Below are 25139 nucleotides of genomic sequence, written 5' to 3'. Positions count from 1 at the left end.
AGTTTTCAATCAAGTACATGGAGATAATAAAGATAGTATTAGAAATTTATTCTATTATGTTTTTTTAATAAAATACTTGTACTATACCATTAGTGAGAACAGAAACAGCAATAAAGAAAATCAATACTCCAAATAACCTTTCTACTGCTAGCATATGATTAGGTTTTAGTATCCGTTTAAAAATTTGAGCAGACATAAGTACTGCAATAGCAGCACATCCTGTAAAAAATATACCAACTAAAGTTTTATTTAATCCTACAGCTTGCACACAAGCAATAGTAGATGTCATTACTCCAGGACCAGTCAAGATAGGAAAGGCAAAAGGAAATAATACAGAATCTTTTACAACAACGCCTGCTTCTTTTTTCAATGAAGGAATAGGTGCTAACATCATTTTAGCACTTACAACTAATAATAAAGCTCCTCCTCCTACTTGAAATGCTGGAAGGGAGATAGATAAAAAAGAAAAGAAAGCAGTTCCAGATGTAGCAAAAAGAAACATGACAAAAACAGCAAGAATGCTTTCTCGGCAAATTATTCTTCGTTGGTCTTTGATTGAAAAATTTTTCAAAGCCACAATAAATAGGGGGACCGCTCCAATGGGATTCATGACTACAAAAAGTAGAAAAGAAATTTGAAGAATGGAAGGATTATTCATATATTTACAAAGAAGTAATAATTAATTTTAGACCAATAATAAATTTTTCAGCACCAAGGAGTAAAGCTACCAAACTAAAAATATTCTCCATGGTTCCAAAGCCTTTATTTTTTAGCAAATTAAAACCATAAGTAAAAAAGATAAGACTTAAAAAAGAAGAAACTACAGCAGTAAGAAATACAGCAAAAACAACTGAACCATAATCCATAGGAGAATAAGCAAGAGTGATCATGGATGCAAACCAGCTTGGTCCTGCTAAAAATGGAATAGAAAGAGCTGTGATTTTAAAAAATTTAGAATCAAAAGCTGTTTTACTATCCTTCTTAAATAAAATTTTAGTGAATCCTAGAAAAAATATAGTTACCCCACCACCAAGATATGTAACCGCTTCAGAAAAATTAAGAAGATTAGCTAATGTTTTTCCTAAAACTAAAAAAAGCAACATGACTGGAATATTGATCAAAGACTCTCTTAAAACTAACGAAGCTCGTTGCCTAGGGTTAAGCGTGCCAACCATAGAACCAATCGTACTTAAGTTAGAATACATATCTGCTGTCATAAGCAAGATAGACGCTAAAGATAAAATAGAAAGAAAAGATGTCATATATCACCAAAAATGGATGCAACGTTATTTATAATGAAATAAAGGAACTGTTTTCTTATTTTTTTCATACATTCATTTAAAAATCAAGATTTTTTAGTTAGCTCATGCTTTTCATTATTACACTTATCTAATTTAATAAATGTTTCTGAAAAGTGTAGAGCGCTTTGAATTGTGGGAAAGATATGATCTTCACCTATTAATTCATGTAAATGATAGCGTTGTAAATCTCTTAGGGGAGAGCCTTTAATGCCAGCCAGCAGTAGAATGGTTCCTTGTTTATCACATGTTTGATAAAATTCTTCTAAGGCATGCATACCTGATGCATCGATGGTAGGTACACTTTTCATTTTAAGAATAAATACTTTTGGAATTTCTCTGATTTCATTAATTACATTTTTTAATCGATCCACAACGCCAAAAAAGAAAGGCCCATTAATTTCATAAATTTCTACGCTTTCTGGGATATCTTGTTTGTTGAGTAATTCACTATCAGATTTCTGATTAACTTTTTCATCATCTAAGATAAAGCTTGTATTTGAAACAACATCTGTTAAGTCACTCATTTGTTTCATAAATAAAAATGCAGCTAAGATCATTCCAACTTGTACTGCAGCAGTGATATTTGTAAGTAAGGTTAAGATAAAAACAGATGTTAATACCATAACATCTCGTATAGGGGCGGTAAAAAGGTGAAGAAAATGTCTAATATCGCTCATGCCCCAGGCAACAATAATAAGAACAGCTGCCAAAGAAGCTAAAGGAATACGAGTGCTAAGAGATCCAAACAATACAACAATAATGATAAGACTAAAAGAGTGTACAATACCTGAGATGGGTGAATTGCCCCCAGCTTTTATATTAGCTGCAGTACGAGAAACAGAGCCTGTAACTGGAAGTCCCATAAATAAAGAAGAGCATATGTTGGCTGTCCCTTGAGCCACAAGTTCACAGTTTGATTGATGTCGCCAGCCAGTCATGCCATCAGCTACTACTGCGCATAGAAGAGACTCCATCCCAGCTAAAAGAGCAAGCGTAAGGGCATCAGGCAATAAAATGATAATTTTTTGGAATGATAAAGCAGGAAAATGAAAAGAAGGTAAGCTGGATGATAAAACTCCATAACGACTACCAATGGTAGGAATTTTAATATCAAAAATGGCTACTAAAGCACTTGTAATGAATAGAGCAACCATTACTCCTGGAATTTTTGCTTTAATTCTTCTTAAAAATAGAATAATAAAAATTGTTAATAAGCCAATAATGCAAGAGCTTAAATTCCAGGTCCATAAATATTCCCAGTAAGCAGACCATCTACCCAAAAAATCAACAGGGACATGATCGCCCATTCGCAGACCAAAGAAATCTTTTATTTGTGAAGAGAAAATGATAACAGCAATACCTGTAGTAAGACCTGCAACGACTGGATAAGGAATATACTTGATGTATGTGCCAAGTCCCATAAGGCCAAAAAGAATTAAAAAAAAGCCAGCTAAAAAGGTAAGACAGATCAATCCTTCAGGGCCATGGCGAGATAAAATAGCATAAAGAGCAGCAATAAACGTACTGGTAGGACCTGTAATCATGATCCGACTACCACCTAGTAATGAAGCAACTAGGCCTCCAATAATTGAAGCATACAGACCTTGTTGAGGTGATACTCCAACACCTATAGAAACAGCTATAGAAAAAGGATAAGCAATTATTCCAACAGTAAGACCTGCCATAAAATCTTTTCGTAAAGAAGAAAAAGAATAATTTTTTTGTAAGCAGGGTATTATTTTGGGGATAAAATTTTGAAAAGACCAAAAAGTTTGTTTCATTTACAAATATTTCTTCCGTAAGGAAGTCCTTATGTGTATAGGTCAAAAAAAAAATTAAAGAAAATCAAGATTAAAAAATGGGGTAACATTTTTTACTTTACAGTCTTCTTCCTGATGATATCAATCCATTATATAAGAAGGGATAGAATTCTTTTATTTAGTCCTTAATAATCTTTAATTGTATCTTCAGTATATGCAGGGATATTTTTTAGAAAGGTACAGATATGCTTTCCTTCATTCTTATAGGCTTATTTTTCTTGGGTTATGGTGCTATTGCCTTTGAAAGTGTTTTAAAAATAAATAAATCAGGGATTGCTTTGCTTTTAGCGACAGTTTCTTGGTTACTTTTAGCATTATTTAAAGTTGATGTATTTTCAGGACAATTTGGGACAGATTTAGTTGATGTCGCACAGATCATATTTTTTCTTTTTGCTGTCATGAGCATCGTAGAATTAATAGATGCACATGAAGGATTTTATGTTATAGCCAAGTGTTTTCATAATAAGTCAAATGTTGTTTTGTTATGGACGATTATGATTATTTCATTCTTCATGTCAGCAGTCTTGGATAACTTAACAACCTTAATCATTATTGCTTCAATTTTGAGAAAAATGCTTCCTAATAAACAGGAGCGATGGTTTTTAACTTCTATGGTTGTAATAGCTGTTAATTCAGGTGGTGCATGGACTCCATTAGGGGATGTTACTACTACAATGTTATGGATTAATAATAAAATTTCTACATTAGGGATTATAAAAAGCATGTTTGTGCCAAGTCTTTTTTGTACATTGATTTCAGGATTCATCGCATCTTTTTTTGTAAAAGGGAAACAAGTAAATCTCACCAAGCAGGTAGGCAATTTTAGAGTACAGCCAGGTGGGTTGCTTATTTTAATGTTAGGAATGGGTTCTTTATTGATGGTGCCTGTTTGGAAATCAGTACTAGGAGTACCGCCTTTTATGGGGACATTATTGGGATTAGGTTTAGTTTGGAGTGTAACAGATTGGCTTCATTCTCCTCATGGAAGTAAAAGGCAGCATTTAATGATGCCTCATGCTTTAACTCGTATAGAAATTTCTTCTATTGCATTCTTTATAGGAATTTTACTTTCTATTAATGCATTAAGTAGTGCGGGTATTTTAACTAATTGTGCTAATTTTTTTAATAGGACATTGCCTGGTCCTAGTTATGTAGCAGTTGTTATTGGCTTATTATCCAGTGTATTAGATAATATTCCTTTGGTAGCAGCTGTAATGGGTATGTACGATATTCCAAAAGATGGCGTTTTTTGGAATTTGATAGCTTATTGTGCAGGTTCAGGCGGAAGTATTCTTATAATTGGCTCTGCTGCTGGCATAGCTTTGATGTCTATTGAGAAGATAGATTTTCTTTGGTATGCAAAAAAAATTTCTTGGATAGCTTTGACAGGTTATCTTGGAGGTTTTTTCGTTTATACATGTATAGAAAAACTTTTTGGATAAGTTCTTTTTTTAAGGTTAATTATAGGTTAAAAAAATGCATTGGGCGCAATAATATTTTTTATATCTTAGCATTTTTATCTTCCACATCTTCATAACAATAAGGAGTTAGTTTCTTGTGAACAAAATAATTTTAAAGCGATGGTTTTTTGTATTTTTGTGTATTCAATTGATCACAATGCCATTATTTGGAAGAGATAAATCTTATACAGATAAACAAAAAGATATCAAAATAAATGCTATTACAGAAATTCAATCAATAGCACATATGATAAACGCTAAATATGCTCCTTTACTTTGGAAAGAACATTTATATGGATGGTCTTTTGATGATAAGGTTCAAGAAGTTATTGAAAAAGTTAATCAAATGGAAATTTTTTCTATAAAAGATTTTCAAAGATTAATAAAGGATCTTTTTTCTTGTTTAGAAGATTATCATGCAGGGATTATTTTTTATTCTACTGAAAGCTCAAGCTTACCTTTTAATATGATAAGAGTAAGGGATAAATTTTTTATTTGTTCTATAGAATCTGATGAAGAAAGTATTCTTCAGATTGGCGATGAAGTACTTTCAATGAATGGAGTCCATCCAGAAATTTTGGTAAGAGAAGGACTACAAGGAAAAACAAAGCCTTATTCATTAACTGATTTGGGTGAAGCTACAGCCAAATTAACTCATCAAAGGAGTGACTTGGCAGATTATCCCATTTCTAGAGGCGCAATGCTTTTGTCTATTAAGCCATTAGATGGATCTGAGGTATTTGATTATGCTGTAAAATGGGACTATGTACCTGAAAAAATTGAAGATTTACTTAATATCACTCATAAAGAACCACTATTATCTTTACCAGCAAGGCAAGCAGAAAAATATAATCGACATGCTAAAAAGAATAATAGTGAAGTAAAAGAACTTAGACAATTTTTAAATGTACATTCGCTGCCATATTTTTGGGAAAAGAGAAGAGGTGTTCATGCCTCAGAAAACCCATTTGAAATTGGGCTACACGAAAGCTTTTTACCGCCATTAGGTAAAATTACATGGAAATCTCAGGATAACTCTCCTTTTCAAGCATATATTTGTAAGGTAAGTGATCATAATGGCAATGAAAGGTCTGTAGGGTTTATTCGCATAGGCCTTTTTATGTGGGAAGATGATGAAATTTCTAGTCAAGCTGGATTTGATTTAAGTATTTTTATGGAATCCCATTGGGATCATTTTGCAGAAATTATCCGAGTTTTTCAGAAAAAAACAGATCTGCTCGTTATTGATCAGTTACATAATCCTGGTGGAAGTTTGTTCTATATGTATGGACTGGCTTCAATGTTAACAAATTATCCATTAGAGGCTCCTAAGCATCGAATGAAAATTTCTCAGCAAGAAGTAGAACAATCTTTAAAATGGTTAAGGCTTACAGAGAATGTTACTACAGATGAAGATGCTATTGAAATTTTAGGTGATACTTTAGAAGGATATGTAGTTGATCTTGAATGTATTGAAAATATTAGGAAATTTGCAAAGCAAGTAATTAATGCTTGGAAATATGGAGAACATGGTTTTACAGAACCTATTGCTATTTTTGGATTTGATAAAATAAATCCACACCCAGATGTGCAGTATACTAAGCCTATTTTATTTTTAATTGATGAACATTGTTATTCTTGTGCAGATTTCTTACCAGCTATCTTACAAGATAGTAATAGAGCAACAATTTTTGGTCAAAAAACAGCAGGTGCAGGGGGGTTTGTTTTTGGAGTAAATTATCCCAATCTCAGTGGGATCAAATCTTTTAGATTAACAGGTTCATTGGCTGAAAGAAAAGATGGAAGTTTCATAGAAAATAATGGTGTAATACCTGATGTTACTTGTGATTTTACAGAAAATGATATTAAGAATCTTTCTTTTAAAAATTATAAAAAAGCACTAATTAAAGAGATTAGGTTATTGCTCTCTAAATCAAAAAAAAATGCTTAGAGCTATTCAATAATTTCTGAATCAGGTGCCTTTATTAAGGTGCCTGGTTTATTGCAAGCGATGACCTAATGGTAATTTCTTTAAGAAGCATCTCTTATATTATTTTTGCTTTTTCATTAAGATATTTTTTTATTTAAATAAGCATTAATAAAAAAATATCTTGTCTTAAAGTCTTATTATTTAAAAAAAAATACCTTAAAGGCCATTAAGTATTTTCTAATTAATTCATCGTATAGTATTAGAGCTGCTGATCTTCAACATATTTCATAAAATTTGTATTCAGAATTATTTCTCCATAATTAAAAGTTTAAAAGCTGAGATATGGCACCTAGAATAATTGAATTTTGAAATAAGTGTTAAAGTGGTTATAGCAATTTATAATGAATTGAAAGGATTCATGGTGTGGGTATGGGTGTATTATTATATATTTTTCAGTTAAAAGAATTTTTTCGTTTAATGATTTTTATTTATCCTAAATCTCTATCTATATTAATGATAGATTTAATACTTTTGGTGCGTTCTTATTTTTTTAATCCCTATAAGCATTTACAGAAGAGTCAATACGCAAAGCAAACAGGCAATTTTTATGGAGAAACATCTTTATCAGCAGCACTTACAATTTTTAAAAAATGTGGATTACTTTCTACAGATGTATTTTATGATTTAGGATGTGGTCAAGGGCGTCTTTGTCTTTTTATTCATGCCCATGTTCAGTGTCGAAGAGTAGTAGGGGTGGATCAAGAAGGAGAATTTATTGCATTTGCAGAAACTATGAAAAGCTTTTTTTTTCCTAATGGAGAAATTTTTTTTGAATGTGATAAAATAGAAGAGATAGATTTATCACAAGCTACCTTTATTTATTTTTATTGTTCTTCTTTTTCAGATGCATTAATTAAAAAAATTGCTAATAATCCTACCATTAATAAGCAAACAAAAATTGTTACTACAAGTGCTCCTTTAAAGGACTTTGGCTTATCTGATAGTTATACATTAACAAAAACTCTGCCTATAAGGTTTCCTTGGGGAAAAACAGAAGTCTTTGTTAATGTAAGGCGATAGTCATCGCCTGATCATTTATTGATAGGATTGACGAGATGTATCATGGTACATTTGGAGAGATTGATAGATAAAATTTTCTAATCCTCTCCAATTTTCTTTTATCTCTTCAATGTTACGTGTGCGTTCATCAGCTTCAATTTTATATAATTCCTGCATATGTTGATCAAATGCTCGATGACTTTCTGCAAATGCGGTTTGAATTTGTCCTGTAGCTTTACTCATTTCAGACATAGATAAAGTTACTTTACTAACTTGGTCAAAAAATGCAGCAGAGTCTACATCTTTCATGCGAGAAAAGAGCCTGCCTATTTGCCCAACAATCCAATCGCCTTTAATTTGTCCAATAATAGGAGATACACCTGAGAAAATAGCCATTACACCAGCTGAAACACCAGCCATGAGTAAGCTTTTACCTTGGCCTTTAAAGCTTTTAACAACAGCTTGCATATGTTCAACTTGTAATAACCTTTCTTGAATACGGCATAATCGCTCTTGGTGACGATTTTTTAGTGAGATCTTTAAAACCTCTAAAAATAATAAAAGAACATCAAAATGAGAGGTGCGAAGTTTAATTATTTGAGAAAGGATAGAAGCTTCTAATCCAAATAAAAGAAGATTTTCAATATTATCTAAAAGGGAAGGAGTGTATTGGTAAATAAGATTTGGAGGAATACTTTCATCAAGGTTAACAGCAGCATTACTTGTATTTTTTTCAGAATTATAATTTTCTGAAAACATTGTATTTGAAGTTTTTGTAGTAGCTGTAGTTGTTACAGAGATATCCAGATCTTCAGTATCATCTTTTTGATCTTGTGATTCAGAGTCGTTTTGTTTTTGTTGTTGATCTTCACGATCTTCTTTTAACTTATCTTTTGGCAAAAGGTGAGCTAATGTATCCTGTTCATTTTCTGAAGTAGGTAATGGTATTCCCCAAGAATGAGCAAAAGCAGAAGGATTAGTAGAAGAAGTTTCTTGTTGTGAAGATGGTGTTGACATAGGACGCTTAGTAAATGCAGTATTTTGGTCCTTAAGAGCTGTTTGTTGTTGTAGTTTGTCCTGCAAACTTTTAGAGATGACAGCAGAAGCTATAAGAGGAACAGAAAGAGTAAAAAAAGATACTTTTGCTCCCATTTGAGGGGTTTTATGTAATCCATATGTGTTTAACATGCGAACAGCACATCCAAGAACTTGAGGAGACTGAATAGCTTGTTTTAATATGTTAAGCGATGCTGTTACAATTTGTCTAAAAGGAGATACAATTTTTGAAAAAGTATTAGTATTATTTTGTAAAGTTGTGGAACTACTTGATTGGTTAGTTTCTGTAAGATGGTCATTAGTGGATGTATTATTATTTGTTGTAGTGCCATTTGTATTATAAGGAGACCATTCTTTAGCAAGAGGAGAGTTTGTTGTTTCTAATGATGCAAATAATGGCATGGAATGACTAAATGCTTGTTGTTGAGCCAATGAGATATGAGCAACCATAGCTCCGAGAATGGGTGCCACAGCAGGTTCTTCGACAGTGACTGTTATTGAATTTAATAAAATTTCTGAGGAAGTAGTTCCCTCAGTAGTATCTGTTCCATTTCCTATAACTTCAGATGGATTCACTGCTGTAGGATTAAAAGGGCAAGAAGAAGCCATAAATACCTCAAAATATAAAAGGAAGCTAGATTTTAACTGCTAATTTATTATTATAAAAGAGTATTAAAATATTTTAATTATTTTCTATTGATTGACATATCAGCTAAAAATAATTCTTGATTTAACTCCATTACATAAGAGATTTTCTCAAAGAGCTTCTCTAATTGTTCTAGGTCCCATTCACCTCGTTCCATTAATGAACTACGATTATGATTTAATATCTCAAGTCTGACATCTGATGAACGAATAGAAGAAATTTCACCATGAAATTGGTAAGAAACAATCCCTTCTCCAATAGCTGTTACACCAAATCCAGTTACTAAAAGACCAATGAGAGATCTAAATACTGATTGTGCAGAGCGAAGAACACTGGAGTAACCACCCCAAATAACTCCAATAATAGAAAAAATTAAGCTTAAAATATTAATACCCATGCGAATCCAGGCCACAGTGGTTCTTTTCTTTTCTACATCATCGCCAGGTAATATTTCAGCTATTTTATTCCATCCCCCTGTCCATTCCATAATAGCATTAGTAAGAGAGAATACACCAGCAGCAAAGATCATAGCGCCTACAACAGAGCCAACACCTGTGCACATTAAAATAGCACCAGCTACAGTAGCAACAAAAGAAGATAACCATGCAAAAAATTTGCTTAAAGCACTCCATCTTTTTACAGATTGTTCTTTATCAACAGCTTTTTGAAGATGAACTAAACGATTTTCAAAAGCAAGATCCAGCTCTTTTTGTGTAATATTCATATCTTGTTTATATGAAGAATAAGCCATGAAATCAGATAAGATACCTTGCTTGGTTAGCAGATAATAAAGAGAGTATATTCCAAATTGAGGAGGAGGAATTAAGGGTTTAATAAGAGTTAAAGAATGAAGATGAGAGTCTTTTTTTTCATGAATAGGTGGTTGATTAACAGGATTAAAAGCATGTGTTTGAAAAGGTTTTTGTATTTTAGAAGATTTTGAAGAATATTTTTTTTCAAAAGTTTTCTTTTTACGATTATCTTCAGAAGATTCATCTTCTTGCTGATCTTTAGATTGTTTTTCTTTATCTTCTTTTTTAATAAGAGATGAGTTTGTAGAGGTATCTAATAAAGAATGAGTATTATTTTGAGCAATAGAACGCTTATCTTTATTAATAGCTTTAAGTAAAGGAGTATATTTTTGAAAAGGGGTATAAGACTTTTCTTCTGAAAAGGAAGTGGATGTAAGATTAGCTTTTGGTATTCGTTCTGTTGATAAGGTATTAGATTTTGCTAAATAACCTAACAAAGATTGATCAAAATATTTTTGATCGTCTTGAGTAGATAATTTACTGGATATATTAGCATGCGAAAGACCATCTTGGACTGGATGAGCTAATACTTTAGTATTGGTAAGTCCAAACAATGAAGAAAGAGATTTCATTCTATAAGGTTGACACAAGGAGGCAGAAGCCCCAAATAAAAGTACCTTTTCTTTAGCATTGGTAAGGTAAAAGCTATAATTTTTAAAAAATTTTGTTTTTAAAGAAGCGTTTTCTTTTTCATGTGATGCTTGAAATATTTTAAATAAAGAGCAAACTGATTGTTCATTTTTTACATATCCGTGAGTTTTTGAATATGAGCATGTAAAAGATAAAGGTTTGGCTGCAAAAACAGAAAATTCTTCTTCATGCTGATTTTGTATAGAATCATGAGACGAAGCCATTTCAGCAGATAGGTCAAATACAGAAGATAAAGTCATAAGTGGTGATGATACAACAATTAAGGTCTTAATTTATATTAAAACAGTTTCATTTTGTAGAGCAGCAAGAATATCTTTGTGTAAATCTACATAAAGGTCATTGTCAACAGCTTTTTCTAATGCGCATTCGAGTGCTGTAATAGCATCAGAAATTTTTCCTAAAAGACGATAACATAAATAGGCATAGTAATGGGGATAAGGATCCTCTGAATTTAAAACTGCCATAACAGCATAGGCTTGGAGAGCTTTTTCATATTCCTCATGCATTTTTAATGCACTTCCAAACGCATTCCAGTATTTAGAAATAAAAGGATTAAAAAAAAGTAACCAACGAAAAACAGTAATGGCTTGAGGGTATGAATGTGATATATAGTATTCATATCCTTCTTTATAAATTTGTTCTAATTCATCAGAAGATACATTAAATACTTTCTGAAAAATAGCATCTTGAAAGGATGGGTTAGGAATAAATCCTTCCATGTAAGTTTCTAAATTATCAGGAAAAGGATACTCTTCATCACGCTCACTTATAATACGATTTAATAAAGATTTTAATAATAGCATCAATTAAGGTCTCACATTATGAACAAAGGTATCAACCACTTCTTTTAATAATTTAAGGACATTAGAACGTGCTTGATGACATTGAGAGGATTCTTGAAGGTATCGTTGCATGTCTGTTCTTTCTAATTGAGTAACTTTTTCAAAGCCATCTTTTTTCATTTGAAGATTTTCTTTCAGTAATGATTTTTCATTATCAGTCCATGAGTATTTTCCTTCAGGAATGGGGACGCCTATTTCACGGACTTTATCAATTAGAAGGCACATTTCAGGATTTTGAGTCCAATTAACAGCACCTTTTTCACTATTTAATTTAGCTGATAAAAGAGAGAGGGTATCAATATTATCAGTACGAGTTTTAATTTTTAGGTAAAGCGTATGAGCTTCAGCTTCAGCTTGTCCTAAAATACGAGCCATAAGTGCCATAAATCGAGCAAAAATATTTCCAATAGAGGCTAGCTCAGGGAATGATGTAGTTTTTTCAGTAGAAGATAAAACTGGTATTTCATTACTAACAACTTCTTCATTTGTAGAAGAGGTATCAAAAGTATCAAAAGGATCAGCAGGTTCCATAGAAGGCATACTCCATGGAAATTTACTTTTTTTCTGATTAGTTGCTTTAAACATGTCAAAAGGAGAAGATTTTTTTTCTACTAAAGTCAATGAAGGCACTTTTTTAAATGTAGGGTTATTATTACATGTAAAAGAAGTATCAGATGTGCTTTTTTGCAGAAAATGTGGTTGCAAGAAAGAACCCACAATGGATTGATTTTTTTGTGTTCCATTAATTTTTTTCTTTTTCTCGTCATCAGCATCTTGATCATTTTGATCATCATTTTGTTTTTGCTGATCCTGTTTTTGATTTTGATCTTCTTGTTTTTGTTTGTTAGAAGAGTGTGCAACAGGCGTTTCAGTAGAAGAATCTTTGACTGTTCGTAGGTGAGCATCATAGTATTTAGGAGAAGGATGTTTTACAAAAGTCTCAGAAGATTGTAGAGAAGTAAAAGGTTTAGATGAGCCAAAATTATGAGGTGTTTTAGCCATCAATTCAGATTTTGTATTATCTGAATTGATATTTATAGAAGAGGTAAGATTTTGTTTTTCTCTATGTGTGGATGATTGGGCTTGTACTTGAAAAATTGATTCAAGAGGTTCTTTTGCAAAAGAACATGAAGCAAAATCATTAATAGGAGAATTACCATGTTTTGTAGGTAAAGATGTTAATGATTTTGAGTCAGATAACCCTTTATCTAAAGAGTTATCTTTTACTGAGGAAGGTTGGGCAAGATCACTCAGTAAATTAACAATTAATTCTTCAGTTGCAATGACTTCGGGAGAAAGGAACGTCATGCTAGGAAGAAAAGATACTGTTTGACTTAACGCAGCTTCAGGAGAAGGGATGGACTCTAGGCTTGCTTCAATAAAGGCTAAGCAAGGAGTTTCTTCAATAATAGCACTAGCGCTTACAGAAAGATCTCCAAAAGCTGTTTTAATCAGCCCAGATAATTCTTTTGATGTAAGAGATATAGAATTTTTTATTGAATTAGACTCTTGAGAGGAAAGGCCTGTAAAACGCTCTTCAGCCATTGAAACTCCTTATTTCTGACGCTCAATTTAGGGAGAGGAGCTTATAAAGAAAAGATCTTTTTTTCAACAACATAGTGAATTATAAATGTTTTTATTGTTTTGGTGTGTAAAGAAGAAGCTTTCATTTATTTTGAATTTTTTTTAATATTTATGAGATCGTGTTTACAAATATAAGCTTATAGAGTTAGTATTCTGAGACACTTTTGCCCGAATGGCGAAATTGGTAGACGCGCCAGACTTAGGATCTGGTACTGCAAAGTGTGTAGGTTCGAGTCCTATTTCGGGCATTTTTTACTCATAATCAGTTCTTGGTGAAAGTATTAAATTTATTTTTTGTCTGTGTTTCTTGGATGATATAACTTAAAGTGCGATTGAAGTTGTGATTGAGAGACATGTGTATAGATATCTGTTGTTGCAATATCTGAATGTCCTAACATTTCTTGAATAATGCGTAAATCAGCTCCATTATTTAGTAAATGTGTAGCAAATGCATGTCTTAAAGAGTGAGGAGATATTTTTTTTTGAATACCTGCTTCTTGAGCATAATATTTAATACGACGCCATACAGCAGATCTATCTAATGGCAGACCTTTGATAGATAAAAAAAGATAAAGATTTTTTTTGCTATCAAACCCATCTCTAAAAAATAAAAGATATTGATCAGTAGCTTTTATTGCAGCTTGGCCAACAGGGATGTGGCGAGTTTTATTTCTTTTCCCAGTGACTCTAATTAATTTGTCTCCAAAATCATGTAATTTTAGATTACAGAGTTCAGATACTCGTATCCCTGTGGCATAAAGTAATTCTAAAATTGCTTTATCTCGACTTTCTAAAAAATTTTCTTGATGAGGACTAGCAAGTAAGCGTTCTGTTTCTTCTAACGATAAGATTTCAGGAATATTTTGCCAGATTTTAGGAGAGCGAAGGTCAGTTAAAGGGTCTTGTAAAAAAATTCCCTCTTCAACCAAAAAATTAAAAAAAATTTTTATTGAAACCAAAGCTCTACTAATAGAGCTGCCAGCATATTCTTTTTTTTTTAATAGACCGAGATGAGCAATGACGCTTTCTTTAGATACTTTTTCAGGCTTTATTATGGCTTGTGCTTTGAGAAAATATGTAACATCAGATGCATAACTTTTGATACTTTTTTTGCAAAGGCCTTTATCAATATTAAGATATATTAAAAAGTTTTTTAGTAGTTTTTTCATGATAATTGTTGTAATTATGTAAAGATGCTTATTGCATAATGTATTGCTTAAAAGAAAGTATACCAAAAGCATGAAGGTAACACTACTGTCTGCTTTGGAAAAGGTTCTCAGGAAGAAAATATAATGTTATAAAAGCATATGTTTATTTGTAAGTGAGGAAGTCAATGTCTAACAAAAAATTTACAGAATTTGAAAGTTTTAAAAAATTACAACACTTAGCTCTTGCTCCATATGATCTTACGCAAAATACAGCATTGAATGGAGAACGTTTAAGAAATTATTGCAGTTATTCACAGTGTTTTACTTTGGTTTATGGAATGGAGCGAATTAATGATGATGTGCTTATAGAGTTAGAGAATTTGGCTAAAGAAGCTGACCTTTTCAATAAAATGCAAGCAATGCAAAGAGGAGAAATTATCAATTTCATAAAAGGCGTAGAATCAGAAGAAAGAGCAGTTTTACATACAGCTTTAAGAGCATTTGTTGCATTGCCTATATCATCTCAAGAGAAAGTAGCCCAAGATGCAGCAAGAGCAGCAGCAAGAGAATTTAATAAATTAAATTTATTTTTAGATAAAAATGGGCATAAATTTTCTTCTTTAATTCAAGTAGGGATAGGTGGATCAGAGTTAGGACCAAAGGCTATGGTGACTGCTCTTCAAAAATATGCCATTAAAGATAAAAAGGCTTATTTTGTATCTAATGTAGATCCTGATGAAATTGGTATTTTATTACCTTTGCTTGATTTAAGTAAGACATTAGTAGTGATTGTTTCAAAGTCAGGATCAACTTTAGAAACTCAGACAAATGAAAAATTACTTAAAAATATTTTCGAAAAAGAAGGGTATTGCATAAGAGATCATTTTATTGCTGTAACAGAAGAGAATAGTTTAATGGATAATAAAGAAGAGTATGCTGAAGTCTTCTATATTTGGGATTATATTGGTGGTCGTTATTCAGTATCTTCAATGGTAGGTGGTGTTGTTTTATCATTTTTATATGGAATGGATGTGTTTAGGAGTTTCTTAGAGGGGGCTCATTATATGGATCAAGTAGCATTGCGGGATTCATTTAAAGATAATCTTCCTATGATGGCTGCTTTGCTTGGGATCTGGAATCGGAATTTTTTAGATTATCCAGGATTAGCTATTCTTCCTTATTCTAGAGCATTGTCTGAATTGCCGGCGCATATACAACAGTGTGATATGGAGTCTAATGGTAAGCAAATAGATAAAGAAGGTAACATGGTTAACTTTAAGACAGGTCCTTCAGTATGGGGAGAGCCAGGAGTAAATGGTCAACATTCTTTTTATCAATCTCTGTATCAAGGAACAGATATAATACCTGTAGAATTTATAGGGTTCAGGGAAAATCAGACGTCTTTTGATGGGGTTGTTGATGGAACAACTTCTCAGCAAAAATTGATAGCAAATCTTTTAGCGCAGTCCATAGCATTAGCGCAAGGACGTTCATCTACTAATGCAAACAAACTATTTAAAGGTAATCGTCCAAGTCGTTTGTTAATAGGAAAATCTCTTACACCTTTTTCTTTAGGAGCTTTAATTTCATTTTATGAACATAAAATTGCCTTTCAAGGATTTTGTTGGAATATTAATTCATTTGACCAGGAAGGGGTACAGTTAGGGAAGGTGTTAGCTCATCAAATTTTAGGTATTTTATCTGGTCATGCAGAACCTGCGTCATTTCCAGAAGCAACTGTGTTATCTGAAGTTATTACAGGTAAAACTTTATCTGTATAAATATTCTATTAGCTAGGGAAAGAATAGAGAAATTGTTTAGGAATATAAGAGAGATTATTTGTTAAAATTGCTGAAGCAATAATTTTTCCAGCCATTCCATGATAAAAAAATTCAGACCCACTTGATCCTAAACAGAACCAAAGCTTAGAAGGTGTTTTACCCATAAGTGGAAATCCATAAGGAGTCATAAGACGAGTTCCTTCATAGCTGGAGCTATTCATAGTTGCTGACTTTAAGGAGGGGAGAATTGGATTAATCTGTTCCCAAATAGCATTTTCAGTACTCACTTGATTGATTGCCAGATCAAGTTGGTTGATTCCACAAGAAGATCCAAAGAAATATGTAGCTTTTTGATCTAAACAAGTAAAAAGATATTCCTTTCCTAGAATGGTTATTGGATTTGAAGGTAGGGTAGCATTTAAGGTTAACTCCATACATTTTGTTTTTTCTTTTTTTAAAGGAAGATTTTGTATTTCAGGAAATAAAAAAGCTTCAGGACCATCAGTAATGATAATATGGTCATAGTATTCTTGAAAATCTACTAGAGAAGAGAAAAAATTATCAGTGTAGGTTTGTAAATTAAAAACAGTACACGCTTGTAGAAGACTTTGAAGATAATTTTGAGAATGAATGGTAACACAATTTTTAATCAATAAGCCACCACTATTGCTAGGTATTGATACATAAGGGTATTTTTTTTCACATTCGACTTGAGGCAGCCATTCAAGTTCTCCTGGAAAAGAAGTAGCAGTTTTTTGAAAAAGACTTATTTGAGTGTTAGTTTCTGCTAAGCGTAAAATTTCATGAGCAAGGATTGAAGATGGATATTTAGGATTTTGTGCTGCCATAATTAAACGATGAACAGCATCTGATGCAGCACTAGCTAAAGAAGATTTTTCACAATTTTCACCAAGAAAAGGGGATAAAATTTCTATCATAGGGCGAGAGGAGGAATTATCAATAGATTGAGAATCAAAAAGATCTAAAGTCGCTGTTCCTTGAGAAAGATTTATAATATTCCATGCTACTGACAATCCCATATAGCTAGATCCTATAACTGCTATACGCATTGGGCTCCTAGTCAGGTCATTAAAATATGATCATTACTATAAGAATTTTTGTTTTAAATGAGAAGGAGAGTGCTCAAGAAAATTATATAAATGTATAAGAATAGGATTTTTGATTCTTAACTAAAGAATTTCTATTTTCAAATCAAGATTCTGGTAAAATGAGTAAATATAAAAAAGGAGATACGTATCGAAGAGGATACTAAGGGTTTTTTACCCGACGAACGAAATACAACAATTTGTAATCGAGCAATTTTAGTGGGTGTATACGCAAAAAAAGCACAACTTGAAGTATGTAAAGATCATTTGAAAGAATTAGAACAACTTGCTTTATCATCTAATATTGGAACAGTTGCTGTTTTTGCTTGCCATCAAATTAAGCAAAGCAGTGCTCATTTTTTACAAAAAGGTAAAATAGAAGAGATTGGGCTGATGCTTATCGAAAAAGAAGCAGATTGTGTTATTTTAGATGATGAAATTTCACCTGCGCAGCAGCGTAATTTGGAAAAACTTTTTAAAATGCCTGTGATTGATAGAACGGAGATCATTTTAGAAATTTTTGCTGCACGTGCTCGGACGAAGGAAGCAAGGCTTCAAGTGTCATTAGCTAAATCTAAATATATGTTTCCACGATTAAAGCGATTATGGGGACATTTTTCTAGGCAAAGATCAACAGGTGGCTTTCTTAAAGGGGAAGGAGAAAAGCAGCTTGAGCTAGATCGTCGTATGCTAAAAGATCGTATAGCTAAATTAGGGAAGCAAATTAAGGAAATTAAAAAAGAAAGAGATGTTCAAAAAAAGAGAATGAGACGAGGAGAAATGCCTGTCTTTGTTATTGTAGGGTATACTAATGCTGGAAAATCAACTTTGCTTAATGCGTTAACTAAAGCAGATGTTTTTGCAGAGGATAAACTTTTTGCAACTTTAGATCCCACAACTCGATGTTTTTCTTTGCCTAATCATCAGAAAATTTTATTAACAGATACAGTAGGGTTTGTTCGTAAATTACCACATACATTAGTTGCTGCATTTAAGAGTACTTTAGAAGCTGCCTTGGATCATGATTGCCTTATTCACGTTATAGATGTTTCTCATCCAAGCGCAGAAGAACAAGCAGCCACTACTTATCTTTTGTTAGAACAGATAGGAATTAAAATTACAGATATCATTACAGTATTAAATAAAATTGACAAATGTACTGATATGGAGATGGTGGAAAGATTAAAAATTTCTCAGCCACGAGCAATAACAGTTTCTGCATTAGAACGTCAAAATTTTGATGTATTTTTACAAGAAGTCGAAAAAGAAGTGGAAAAAAGTAGAAAAATAGTAAAACTTTCTTTTTCTTTTGATGAATATCATAACGTGGCAAAATTGCTAGACGCAGGCTGCGTTTTAAGCAAAGAATTTTTAGATGATAGAGTAGAAGTAGAGGCGCTTTTAACAGATGCATTAAAAGATTTTTATACATCTTATGAAGTGTAATTTATTTACTGTATAGCGTTTATTTATAATGAGTTTCTTTTTTTTTATTATATGAATACATTCATTGCCATGTTTTTTTGAGGATTATGAGTACAGACATTCAGTGTAAGCAGGAAAAGCCTAAGGGATTATTTCGTTTGGTATACTTAGGGTGCCGAGTCAATCAGTATGAAATACAAGCTTATCGTGATCAGATTAAGTTAATGGGATACAAGGAAGTTGAGAATGATGATGTTCCTGCTGATGTATGTGTTATTAATACATGCACAGTAACATCATCAGCTGCTTCATCTAGTAGAAATCAAATTAGGCGTTTAATTCGAAATAATCCTAATGCAAAAATTTTTGTTACAGGATGTTTTTCAGAAGAAACTCCAGATTTAATGACACAATTTCCAGGAATTACTGCAGTTATCCCTAATAGTCGGAAAGAGTTTTTATTAGAAGAGTTGTTGAATGAAGGAGAAGAGCTTCCTGAATTTTCTATTAAACGATTTGATGATCATTCAAGAGCTTTTATTAAAATTCAAGATGGATGTAATTCTTTCTGTACATATTGCATTATTCCTTATGTCCGAGGAAGATCTCGCTCCAAAAAAATTCCTGCAATTTTAAAAGAAATTAATGAGGTTGTTAATTCTGGTTATAGAGAAGTGGTTATTGCTGGAATTAATTTAGGTGATTTCAAAGATGCTCAACATTCATTAGGAGATTTACTCAGAGCTGTTAATGATGTAGAAGGTCTAGAGCGAATAAGACTGTCTTCTATAGACCCAGATGATTTTGATGATGATTTAACAGAAGCTGTAATAAATACGCCTAAAGTTTGTCCATCATTACACTTAGTGCTACAGAGTGGTTCAAATGTCACTTTAAAGCGAATGAATCGCAAATATACTAGGCAAATTTTTTTAGATAGGGTTCATCGTTTTAAAGAACAGATTCCAGGCTTCACTTTTTCAACAGATGTTATAGTAGGATTTCCAGGAGAAACAGAAAGAGATTTTCAAGAAACCCTTGATGTTATCGAAGAAGTAGGGTTTGTTAAAGTCCATATTTTCCCCTATAGTCCTCGGAAAGGAACACGGGCAGCTCAATATGATGGTATGATTCCTAAGGATGTAATGGATCTAAGGAAATCTTATTTAGCACGATATAGTGAAGAAAGAGCCTTTCGCCAGAGACAACAGTATATAGGAAAAGAAATCTCTGTGTTAACAGAACAGGGTAAAGGAGACTATATTAGTGGTCATAGTCCAGAATTTATTAAAATAATGATTCCACGTACCAATGAGGTACGAGTAAATCGGATGGTGAAAGTGCTTATTACAGAAAATTCTTTGGAAGGTTTGATTGGGAGGCCTGTATGATTTCCTTATTTGTAAAGCAAGCACCTTTTTCGCACAATCCAGGTACTCTTTGTTTAGTTCCAGGTGCAGATATTGTGGTTAGAGCTTTTCCAAGTTATTTTGTAGTAGAAACATTAGAGGGAGAGCTTGTTACAGAACAAGATTGTCATGTCTCAGGATTAGTAAAAAATTTTACTATTATGCAAGATCTTAAGAAAGGGTGTGTTACTGTTTTTAGTGATCAATATCGTTTTCATGTATTGCCTAATAAAACGATCTTGAAAGCAAAAAATCCATCATTACCAAAACCTAAAAACCAAGAAATACTATTCCTTGGCTCATCGAAGACTCAAGATTGGGATTTGATTTTACGGAGGCAAAATTTACAAGAAATTTTTCCTTTATGGTTTCGGTTAGGAACTTTTTTTCAAGAAGATGTTGTAGGGCCTGTAGAAGGAGCGACATTTTCTTTATTAAAAGAGTGTCAGCAACTTGTTGCTAATCATTCTTCGTCTCAGATTACGCCAGCATTTACAAAATTATTTTTAGCTGCTTTTTCTGATATGTTAATACCTTATACAAATGAAAAAAATGGATGGGGTATTTTACCAAAAAATTTAGATTTGACTAAGATAGCGGTACCTTTATTAAAACAAAGTTCTCTCTTAATCAGGTCTCTATTTTTAACACATGATGCAGACACTATTTCTATTTTACCAACATTGTCCCCAGATTTTGATTCTGGGAGAATGATGAATATAGAGATTCCTTTGATGGGGAGTATTGATATAGAGTGGACTAAAAAATTAATTCGTAGGATAACATTTCGATCTGTTGTTTCTAAAAAGATACAATTTATTTTTTCTCCTGAAATTGCACGTTATCGTTTTTCAATTAAAAAAACTTCTGCTCAAAAAATAATGAATAAAGAAAATTCGATAGAAGTTTCTCCTAATGAAATTTATTATTTTGATCGGTTTGAAAAATAATAAATATTAAAAAATTCCTTTTTTAGATTTATTTTAGCAAGAGCTTGTTTTAAAGTATTTTTTTTATGTATGGTGGAGAAAACCGAAGTTTTACTCACTAATTTATACATATTGTTTCATTGGTCATAGCCAGGCGAACATGTAGCTATAATAGTAAAAATTTGATATAGAAAAGATATTTGAATTAATTTTATTGTTTAAAATATTAAAAAATAACTAACAGGAGGTATCACATGTTAAGCAAAACTCTGAGAGGGCTTTCGTTGCTTTTGGTTATCGTCGGTGCTTTGAACTGGGGACTATGGGGACTTTTTCAAGTTGACTTAGTAGCAGTCGTGTTCAAAGGTTCGGCTTCTCTTTATAGCCGTATTACATATGTGACAATAGGAGCAGCTGGAGTCTTTGCTCTTTGTGGATTGAAAAAATGTTGCTCTAGTAAATCATCGCAAAATTCTTGTTGTGGAAGTAACCACAATAACGACTAGTAGAATAGCTAATTATGGGCAGCGAGTTTTTATTTATCTAAAACTTGCTGTCGTAATTATTAATTTTGTTATGTGCTAGGTATTTTTTTGAATCTTGTTAAAACTAAATAATATCCAGTAGTAATGCTTGTATGTCCAATCAGGACAAAAGCTTTATTTACAGGGGCTAGAAATGCTGTTAAAGAAAAAATAATAAAAAGAATGCCACTTAAAATAGCAAAAAATCCAAGAATAATTTTTTGTTTTGGACTTAAGGATTTATGTTTTTTTACTAAAAAAGTAGAGCATTTTTGGCTAATATTTTGACATTGTTCAAAAGACAAAACTTCTTGATTTAAAATTTCTTCTTGGTTTTTAGGGTTAGAAGAATGCTGTTTTTTTTTAGGGTATAGTTGAAATAATTTTGCTCCTAAAATAGAAAGAGCAAGAGGTAATGAGGCCATAATGGTCTTACTGCCAAATGTTTGTATAATAATTTTTTGATGATGTTTTAAAGATTCTAGACAGCTTAAAAAAGTAAGAGCAGTTCCTAAAATTAAAAAAATGCCACCTCCGATGAGCTTAGCTTTTTGTTTTTTTAGCATTTCCTTAAAATTAAACTTAGATTTATGCATCTTTTTAAGACGCGTGTTAGACAATCGTTGTGTTTGTTGCTGATTAATAAATATTGTTATGCTGGTTCTAATAGTTTTAATAATACCAATGGTTAGAAAAGCGGGTCCAAAAATTAAACAAAGCCATTCTATGGTTGATGTGAAGAGTATGTCAGCCAAAACAATAAGAAATAGCCCAGTCAATATACAAAATAATCCTGTAGCGATATCACTTATTACTGTGTTAGGGTTTGATTTATCACTGGAATTTTGATTGTTATTAAAAAAAGGTAATGTTTGGCGACCCAAGATTAAGAAAGAATTAAGCCCAAGGATAACTGGAATTTGCCCAGCATGGCTAAGAAAAGTTTGTGCTACAAAAAATTTATCAATATCGCTGAGATATTTAATGGTAATACCTAAACCTATAAGGCCAATGCTATTAATTAATTTTTCTGCTGTTCTTAAATAACGAAGATGTTTTTTTACTCTTTTTAGAGAAGGACAATTTTTATTGTGAGATAGTACTTTTTCTACTTCTTGATCATCTAAATATTTTGTTAAAATTTCACAACAATTTTTAATAAAGATAAAGCTTCCACTAGTTATTCCAGCTAAAGATAAACTCATTAAAATAGTTTGAAAAAAAGAAGGTGAATGCAAATACTTTAGAGAAATAACAGCACTAGTAATTCCAAAAATTAAAATAAAAATGTTTACGCAAAGGTGTGATGGATAAATGTGGTTACATTTTGATTTTAAAAAGGAAAAAAAACTTTTTTTTGATTGTTGTGTACAAGGTTTAATAGGACATATACCTCGCTTTGCATCTTCTGCTTTCGAAGAAGAATTCATAAATTATTTTAATAAAATATATTTTTATATTTTAAAATTAAAATTAATAAAAAAACATATAATCTTTTCAAAGTATTTAATGATCTAAATCAGAAATATTTTCCAAAATGATAGTAGTAGATTCTTTCATAAAGAGAGGATCTGATTTATCTTTAGGTGGAACTGTTATGTGAGGAGTTTTTTTTTCTGAATTGTTATTGGCAGTAAGAACAGCTGAATCTAAAAGAGATGGGTCCTTTTTAGCAGATAATTTTTTTTGTTCTTTAATTTTTTTATTATATGACTGGACAGCTAATGCAATGCCAGAAGCAATCATAATAGGCCATCCTAAATCAAAGATAATAGCACCAGCTATAGATACCAATGGGCTAGATGCAATGGTAGCGCTACAAACAAGAAGAGTCATGCCAATGATAGTTAAAGCAACTGTGGCTATTATGATAATTTTATACCAAGAAGTAGCATTAGATTCAGGGGCGTTACTAACATCAAAAGATTTAAATCTGGCAAAATTCGTAGATACTTGATAGGAAGACATAAACTAGGTTTCCAAAAGGTTTTTTTTGTTGAGTTTACGATTAAGAAAATTAATCAATTCAACGAGTGTTAATATAGTGCCAATAATTAAAGCACTTTGCCCTATGAGGATAAAAGCATTAGCAACGCCTCCTAACCCTGGAATTATAGCCATAAGAATAAAGACAATACTTACAAGTACAGTGATGGATCCTACAATCAGAGAGATGCGATTCTGTAAATTAGCTAGTTTTTCTTCTTGGATAAGAGAATCTTTTGTTGTAGTTTTTTCTATTTCTTTATCTGCATTCAAAGAATTTATATTTTCAGAAATTTCTGCATCTTTTTGAGAAGAAGGTTTTTCTTTTATTTGCTGGATCACGACAGGAATATTGTATTTATTAAGCAAAGAATCTTTCATTTTATGAAAGATTCCTCCTGAACTTAGAGCTAATGCCATTGGAATGGGAGCGCAAAGTGCTTTAATGCCAAAGATGCCCATAATTATTGATTGATAAGCTGTTAATCCACCTAAATAAGAAAAAAAGATTAATAAAATGCCTGCTAAAAGGAAAAAAGCAGAAGCGATGATTGTGCTTCGATGATATTTTAAAAAAGCCTGAAGTTCTGATTCTTTTATTTCAGACTCTTTTTTTTGAGAAGATTTATTAAATTTTTGAAGAAATTGATTAAAAGAACTTTCCTTTATCTTATCTTTACTATTTGCGCAAAATTCTTGAATAAAGGGCCATTTTAAGATTTCTTTAATAAGTTGTGCTACTCCAATAGATAAGAAAGATGTTCCAAATAAACCAGCTAATGCTGGAGACACTCCAGCTATGCCAACACCACCAAGTACAATAAGGGTAATACCTAGAAGAAGACAAACAGTTCCTATCACCATATTAGCGATAGCGATTTGTTGTTTAAATTTTTCTTCATCTTCAGGAGATTCTAATTCAGTGCTGTGTACTCCTTGTGTTTGATGTGCATGGATTAATCGACATACAGACATTAAGGTGCTATTACTTCCCATGCCAGTAGTAATTTTTCCAGATTGCAGAAAAGCTTTTCCAATTTGCCCATTAACAGATGTTCCAAGACTAGTTAATCCTAACCCTAAGGATAATACACTAACGCTTAAGCCAACTTCTTTTAGGTGTCTCTTAATTTTTTCACTATGTTTTTCTTCAGGTGTTTTTTCTATTAAAATAGGATTTTTTTCTAGGCGTCTTTGTAGTTTCTTTTCTTGGTATAATTGTATGATTTTTACAAATTTAGCTATGATGACAGCTGAGCTAACAGTAATAGCTGTGAAAGCAATGCTTAATGCTGCCATTTGAGCGATAGAACTAGCTGCGATACAAGTTAAAGCAACAGTAGTGATTATAAGAGCTAAGGATAAAAGAACAACGCCTGCTGTAGCCCCAATAACAAATGGACGTGCAGCTTCACTCTTGATAAAACTAGGAGTTTTAACAAATTTTCCATCTTGTACCAACCCATTTTGAAAAAGAGATTTATTAATTGGGGAAGGGCGCATTTTTTTAATTAACTTTTTATTTATATTTTATAATATTTTTTTTTAAAAAAAATATTATAAAATATAAATAAAAGTTTTGTTTACAAAAATTAAATTTATTAATAATAACAGATGGAAAAATAAAAAAAAGATGTTAAAGGAGGACTTTTTTTTGATTGGAAAGATTT

Annotated in this window: 20 protein-coding genes and 1 tRNA gene; 9 read left to right on the top strand and 12 right to left on the bottom strand. The window is 32.0% G+C overall.

Going from position 1 to position 25139, the window contains the following annotated elements:
* Window positions 1-64: 64 nt before the first annotated feature.
* The 3 genes from CLAVI_RS00175 to CLAVI_RS00165 all read right to left on the bottom strand — a co-directional run bounded on the left by CLAVI_RS00175 (window position 65) and on the right by CLAVI_RS00165 (window position 3082).
* A complete protein-coding gene (locus CLAVI_RS00175; RefSeq protein WP_194843574.1) occupies window positions 65-658 on the bottom strand; it encodes a MarC family protein in 594 nt (197 codons plus the stop codon).
* Window positions 659-662: 4 nt separating this feature from the next.
* A complete protein-coding gene (locus tag CLAVI_RS00170) occupies window positions 663-1262 on the bottom strand; it encodes a MarC family protein (RefSeq protein ID WP_194843573.1) in 600 nt (199 codons plus the stop codon).
* An 83-nt stretch (window positions 1263-1345) separates the two neighbouring features.
* Entirely contained in the window at window positions 1346-3082 is a 1737-nt protein-coding gene (locus CLAVI_RS00165; RefSeq protein WP_194843572.1) for a SulP family inorganic anion transporter, read from the bottom strand.
* Between the two features lie 224 nt (window positions 3083-3306).
* Between CLAVI_RS00165 and CLAVI_RS00160 the strand changes: the two genes are divergently transcribed.
* From CLAVI_RS00160 to CLAVI_RS00150, 3 genes are all read left to right on the top strand, one after another.
* Window positions 3307-4563 carry an SLC13 family permease gene (locus tag CLAVI_RS00160; RefSeq protein WP_194843571.1) on the top strand — a complete coding sequence of 419 codons (1257 nt, stop codon included), beginning with the start codon at window positions 3307-3309 and terminating at the stop codon, window positions 4561-4563.
* Between the two features lie 115 nt (window positions 4564-4678).
* Complete coding sequence (locus CLAVI_RS00155) at window positions 4679-6532, top strand: protease-like activity factor CPAF (RefSeq protein WP_194843570.1); 1854 nt, start codon at window positions 4679-4681, stop codon at window positions 6530-6532.
* Window positions 6533-6940: 408 nt separating this feature from the next.
* Entirely contained in the window at window positions 6941-7591 is a 651-nt protein-coding gene (locus CLAVI_RS00150; protein ID WP_194843569.1) for a methyltransferase domain-containing protein, read from the top strand.
* 15 nt (window positions 7592-7606) lie between these two features.
* On the opposite strand, the gene CLAVI_RS00145 is transcribed toward CLAVI_RS00150, so the two are convergent.
* From CLAVI_RS00145 to CLAVI_RS00130, 4 genes are all read right to left on the bottom strand, one after another.
* Window positions 7607-9235, bottom strand: coding sequence for a hypothetical protein (locus CLAVI_RS00145; RefSeq protein ID WP_194843568.1), 1629 nt, complete (start codon window positions 9233-9235; stop codon window positions 7607-7609).
* A 77-nt stretch (window positions 9236-9312) separates the two neighbouring features.
* Window positions 9313-10974, bottom strand: coding sequence for a hypothetical protein (locus CLAVI_RS00140; protein WP_194843567.1), 1662 nt, complete (start codon window positions 10972-10974; stop codon window positions 9313-9315).
* Between the two features lie 33 nt (window positions 10975-11007).
* Window positions 11008-11538, bottom strand: a complete 531-nt coding sequence (locus tag CLAVI_RS00135) for a SycD/LcrH family type III secretion system chaperone (protein WP_228547619.1) — start codon at window positions 11536-11538, stop codon at window positions 11008-11010.
* A gap of 3 nt (window positions 11539-11541) precedes the next feature.
* The gene (locus CLAVI_RS00130; protein ID WP_194843565.1) at window positions 11542-13122 is read right to left on the bottom strand and encodes a hypothetical protein; all 1581 of its coding nucleotides are present in this window, start codon (window positions 13120-13122) and stop codon (window positions 11542-11544) included.
* A gap of 205 nt (window positions 13123-13327) precedes the next feature.
* On the opposite strand from CLAVI_RS00130, the gene CLAVI_RS00125 reads away from it, so the two are divergent.
* Window positions 13328-13409, top strand: a tRNA-Leu gene (locus tag CLAVI_RS00125).
* Between the two features lie 39 nt (window positions 13410-13448).
* On the opposite strand, the gene xerA is transcribed toward CLAVI_RS00125, so the two are convergent.
* Window positions 13449-14330 (bottom strand): site-specific tyrosine recombinase/integron integrase, encoded by an 882-nt coding sequence (gene xerA / locus CLAVI_RS00120; protein WP_194843564.1) that lies wholly within the window; start codon window positions 14328-14330, stop codon window positions 13449-13451.
* A 164-nt stretch (window positions 14331-14494) separates the two neighbouring features.
* Between xerA and CLAVI_RS00115 the strand changes: the two genes are divergently transcribed.
* Window positions 14495-16090, top strand: coding sequence for a glucose-6-phosphate isomerase (locus CLAVI_RS00115; protein ID WP_194843563.1), 1596 nt, complete (start codon window positions 14495-14497; stop codon window positions 16088-16090).
* 8 nt (window positions 16091-16098) lie between these two features.
* Here CLAVI_RS00115 and CLAVI_RS00110 read toward each other — a convergent pair whose 3' ends face one another.
* Window positions 16099-17160: an FAD-dependent oxidoreductase gene (locus CLAVI_RS00110; protein WP_194843562.1), complete on the bottom strand. Its 1062-nt coding sequence runs from the start codon at window positions 17158-17160 to the stop codon at window positions 16099-16101.
* 255 nt (window positions 17161-17415) lie between these two features.
* Between CLAVI_RS00110 and hflX the strand changes: the two genes are divergently transcribed.
* From hflX to CLAVI_RS00090, 4 genes are all read left to right on the top strand, one after another.
* Complete coding sequence (gene hflX, locus CLAVI_RS00105; protein ID WP_228547618.1) at window positions 17416-18642, top strand: GTPase HflX; 1227 nt, start codon at window positions 17416-17418, stop codon at window positions 18640-18642.
* An 86-nt stretch (window positions 18643-18728) separates the two neighbouring features.
* Complete coding sequence (gene mtaB / locus CLAVI_RS00100) at window positions 18729-20012, top strand: tRNA (N(6)-L-threonylcarbamoyladenosine(37)-C(2))-methylthiotransferase MtaB (protein WP_194843561.1); 1284 nt, start codon at window positions 18729-18731, stop codon at window positions 20010-20012.
* Window positions 20009-20980: a hypothetical protein gene (locus CLAVI_RS00095; RefSeq protein ID WP_194843560.1), complete on the top strand. Its 972-nt coding sequence runs from the start codon at window positions 20009-20011 to the stop codon at window positions 20978-20980. The genes mtaB and CLAVI_RS00095 overlap by 4 nt, the downstream gene beginning before the upstream one ends.
* A gap of 233 nt (window positions 20981-21213) precedes the next feature.
* Window positions 21214-21465, top strand: a complete 252-nt coding sequence (locus CLAVI_RS00090) for a DUF378 domain-containing protein (RefSeq protein WP_228547617.1) — start codon at window positions 21214-21216, stop codon at window positions 21463-21465.
* Window positions 21466-21533: 68 nt separating this feature from the next.
* Here the strand turns inward: CLAVI_RS00090 and CLAVI_RS00085 are convergent, their stop codons facing one another.
* The 3 genes from CLAVI_RS00085 to CLAVI_RS00075 all read right to left on the bottom strand — a co-directional run bounded on the left by CLAVI_RS00085 (window position 21534) and on the right by CLAVI_RS00075 (window position 24972).
* Window positions 21534-22913, bottom strand: coding sequence for a hypothetical protein (locus tag CLAVI_RS00085; RefSeq protein ID WP_194843559.1), 1380 nt, complete (start codon window positions 22911-22913; stop codon window positions 21534-21536).
* 76 nt (window positions 22914-22989) lie between these two features.
* Window positions 22990-23451, bottom strand: coding sequence for a hypothetical protein (locus tag CLAVI_RS00080; protein WP_194843558.1), 462 nt, complete (start codon window positions 23449-23451; stop codon window positions 22990-22992).
* A gap of 3 nt (window positions 23452-23454) precedes the next feature.
* Window positions 23455-24972: a hypothetical protein gene (locus CLAVI_RS00075; protein WP_194843557.1), complete on the bottom strand. Its 1518-nt coding sequence runs from the start codon at window positions 24970-24972 to the stop codon at window positions 23455-23457.
* Window positions 24973-25139: the final 167 nt, after the last annotated feature.

This window comes from Candidatus Clavichlamydia salmonicola (genome assembly GCF_015356765.1).
GTDB classification, from domain to species: domain Bacteria; phylum Chlamydiota; class Chlamydiia; order Chlamydiales; family Chlamydiaceae; genus Clavichlamydia; species Clavichlamydia salmonicola.
Note: the sequence above shows the minus strand (reverse complement) of the source record. Positions and strands in the feature narration are given on the sequence as shown.

Bases quoted from the DNA above. Each gene is read 5' to 3' on its own strand.
- CLAVI_RS00080 (WP_194843558.1), bottom strand. From the start codon at position 23,451: ATGTCTTCCTATCAAGTATCTACGAATTTTGCCAGATTTAAATCTTTT.
- CLAVI_RS00075 (WP_194843557.1), bottom strand. From the start codon at position 24,972: ATGCGCCCTTCCCCAATTAATAAATCTCTTTTTCAAAATGGGTTGGTA.
- CLAVI_RS00150 (WP_194843569.1), top strand. From the start codon at position 6,941: ATGGGTGTATTATTATATATTTTTCAGTTAAAAGAATTTTTTCGTTTA.
- CLAVI_RS00110 (WP_194843562.1), bottom strand. From the start codon at position 17,160: ATGCGTATAGCAGTTATAGGATCTAGCTATATGGGATTGTCAGTAGCA.
- CLAVI_RS00090 (WP_228547617.1), top strand. From the start codon at position 21,214: ATGTTAAGCAAAACTCTGAGAGGGCTTTCGTTGCTTTTGGTTATCGTC.
- CLAVI_RS00170 (WP_194843573.1), bottom strand. From the start codon at position 1,262: ATGACATCTTTTCTTTCTATTTTATCTTTAGCGTCTATCTTGCTTATG.
- mtaB (WP_194843561.1), top strand. From the start codon at position 18,729: ATGAGTACAGACATTCAGTGTAAGCAGGAAAAGCCTAAGGGATTATTT.
- xerA (WP_194843564.1), bottom strand. From the start codon at position 14,330: ATGAAAAAACTACTAAAAAACTTTTTAATATATCTTAATATTGATAAA.
- CLAVI_RS00085 (WP_194843559.1), bottom strand. From the start codon at position 22,913: ATGAATTCTTCTTCGAAAGCAGAAGATGCAAAGCGAGGTATATGTCCT.
- CLAVI_RS00165 (WP_194843572.1), bottom strand. From the start codon at position 3,082: ATGAAACAAACTTTTTGGTCTTTTCAAAATTTTATCCCCAAAATAATA.
- CLAVI_RS00135 (WP_228547619.1), bottom strand. From the start codon at position 11,538: ATGCTATTATTAAAATCTTTATTAAATCGTATTATAAGTGAGCGTGAT.
- CLAVI_RS00175 (WP_194843574.1), bottom strand. From the start codon at position 658: ATGAATAATCCTTCCATTCTTCAAATTTCTTTTCTACTTTTTGTAGTC.
- CLAVI_RS00130 (WP_194843565.1), bottom strand. From the start codon at position 13,122: ATGGCTGAAGAGCGTTTTACAGGCCTTTCCTCTCAAGAGTCTAATTCA.
- CLAVI_RS00140 (WP_194843567.1), bottom strand. From the start codon at position 10,974: ATGACTTTATCTTCTGTATTTGACCTATCTGCTGAAATGGCTTCGTCT.
- CLAVI_RS00160 (WP_194843571.1), top strand. From the start codon at position 3,307: ATGCTTTCCTTCATTCTTATAGGCTTATTTTTCTTGGGTTATGGTGCT.
- CLAVI_RS00145 (WP_194843568.1), bottom strand. From the start codon at position 9,235: ATGGCTTCTTCTTGCCCTTTTAATCCTACAGCAGTGAATCCATCTGAA.
- CLAVI_RS00095 (WP_194843560.1), top strand. From the start codon at position 20,009: ATGATTTCCTTATTTGTAAAGCAAGCACCTTTTTCGCACAATCCAGGT.
- CLAVI_RS00115 (WP_194843563.1), top strand. From the start codon at position 14,495: ATGTCTAACAAAAAATTTACAGAATTTGAAAGTTTTAAAAAATTACAA.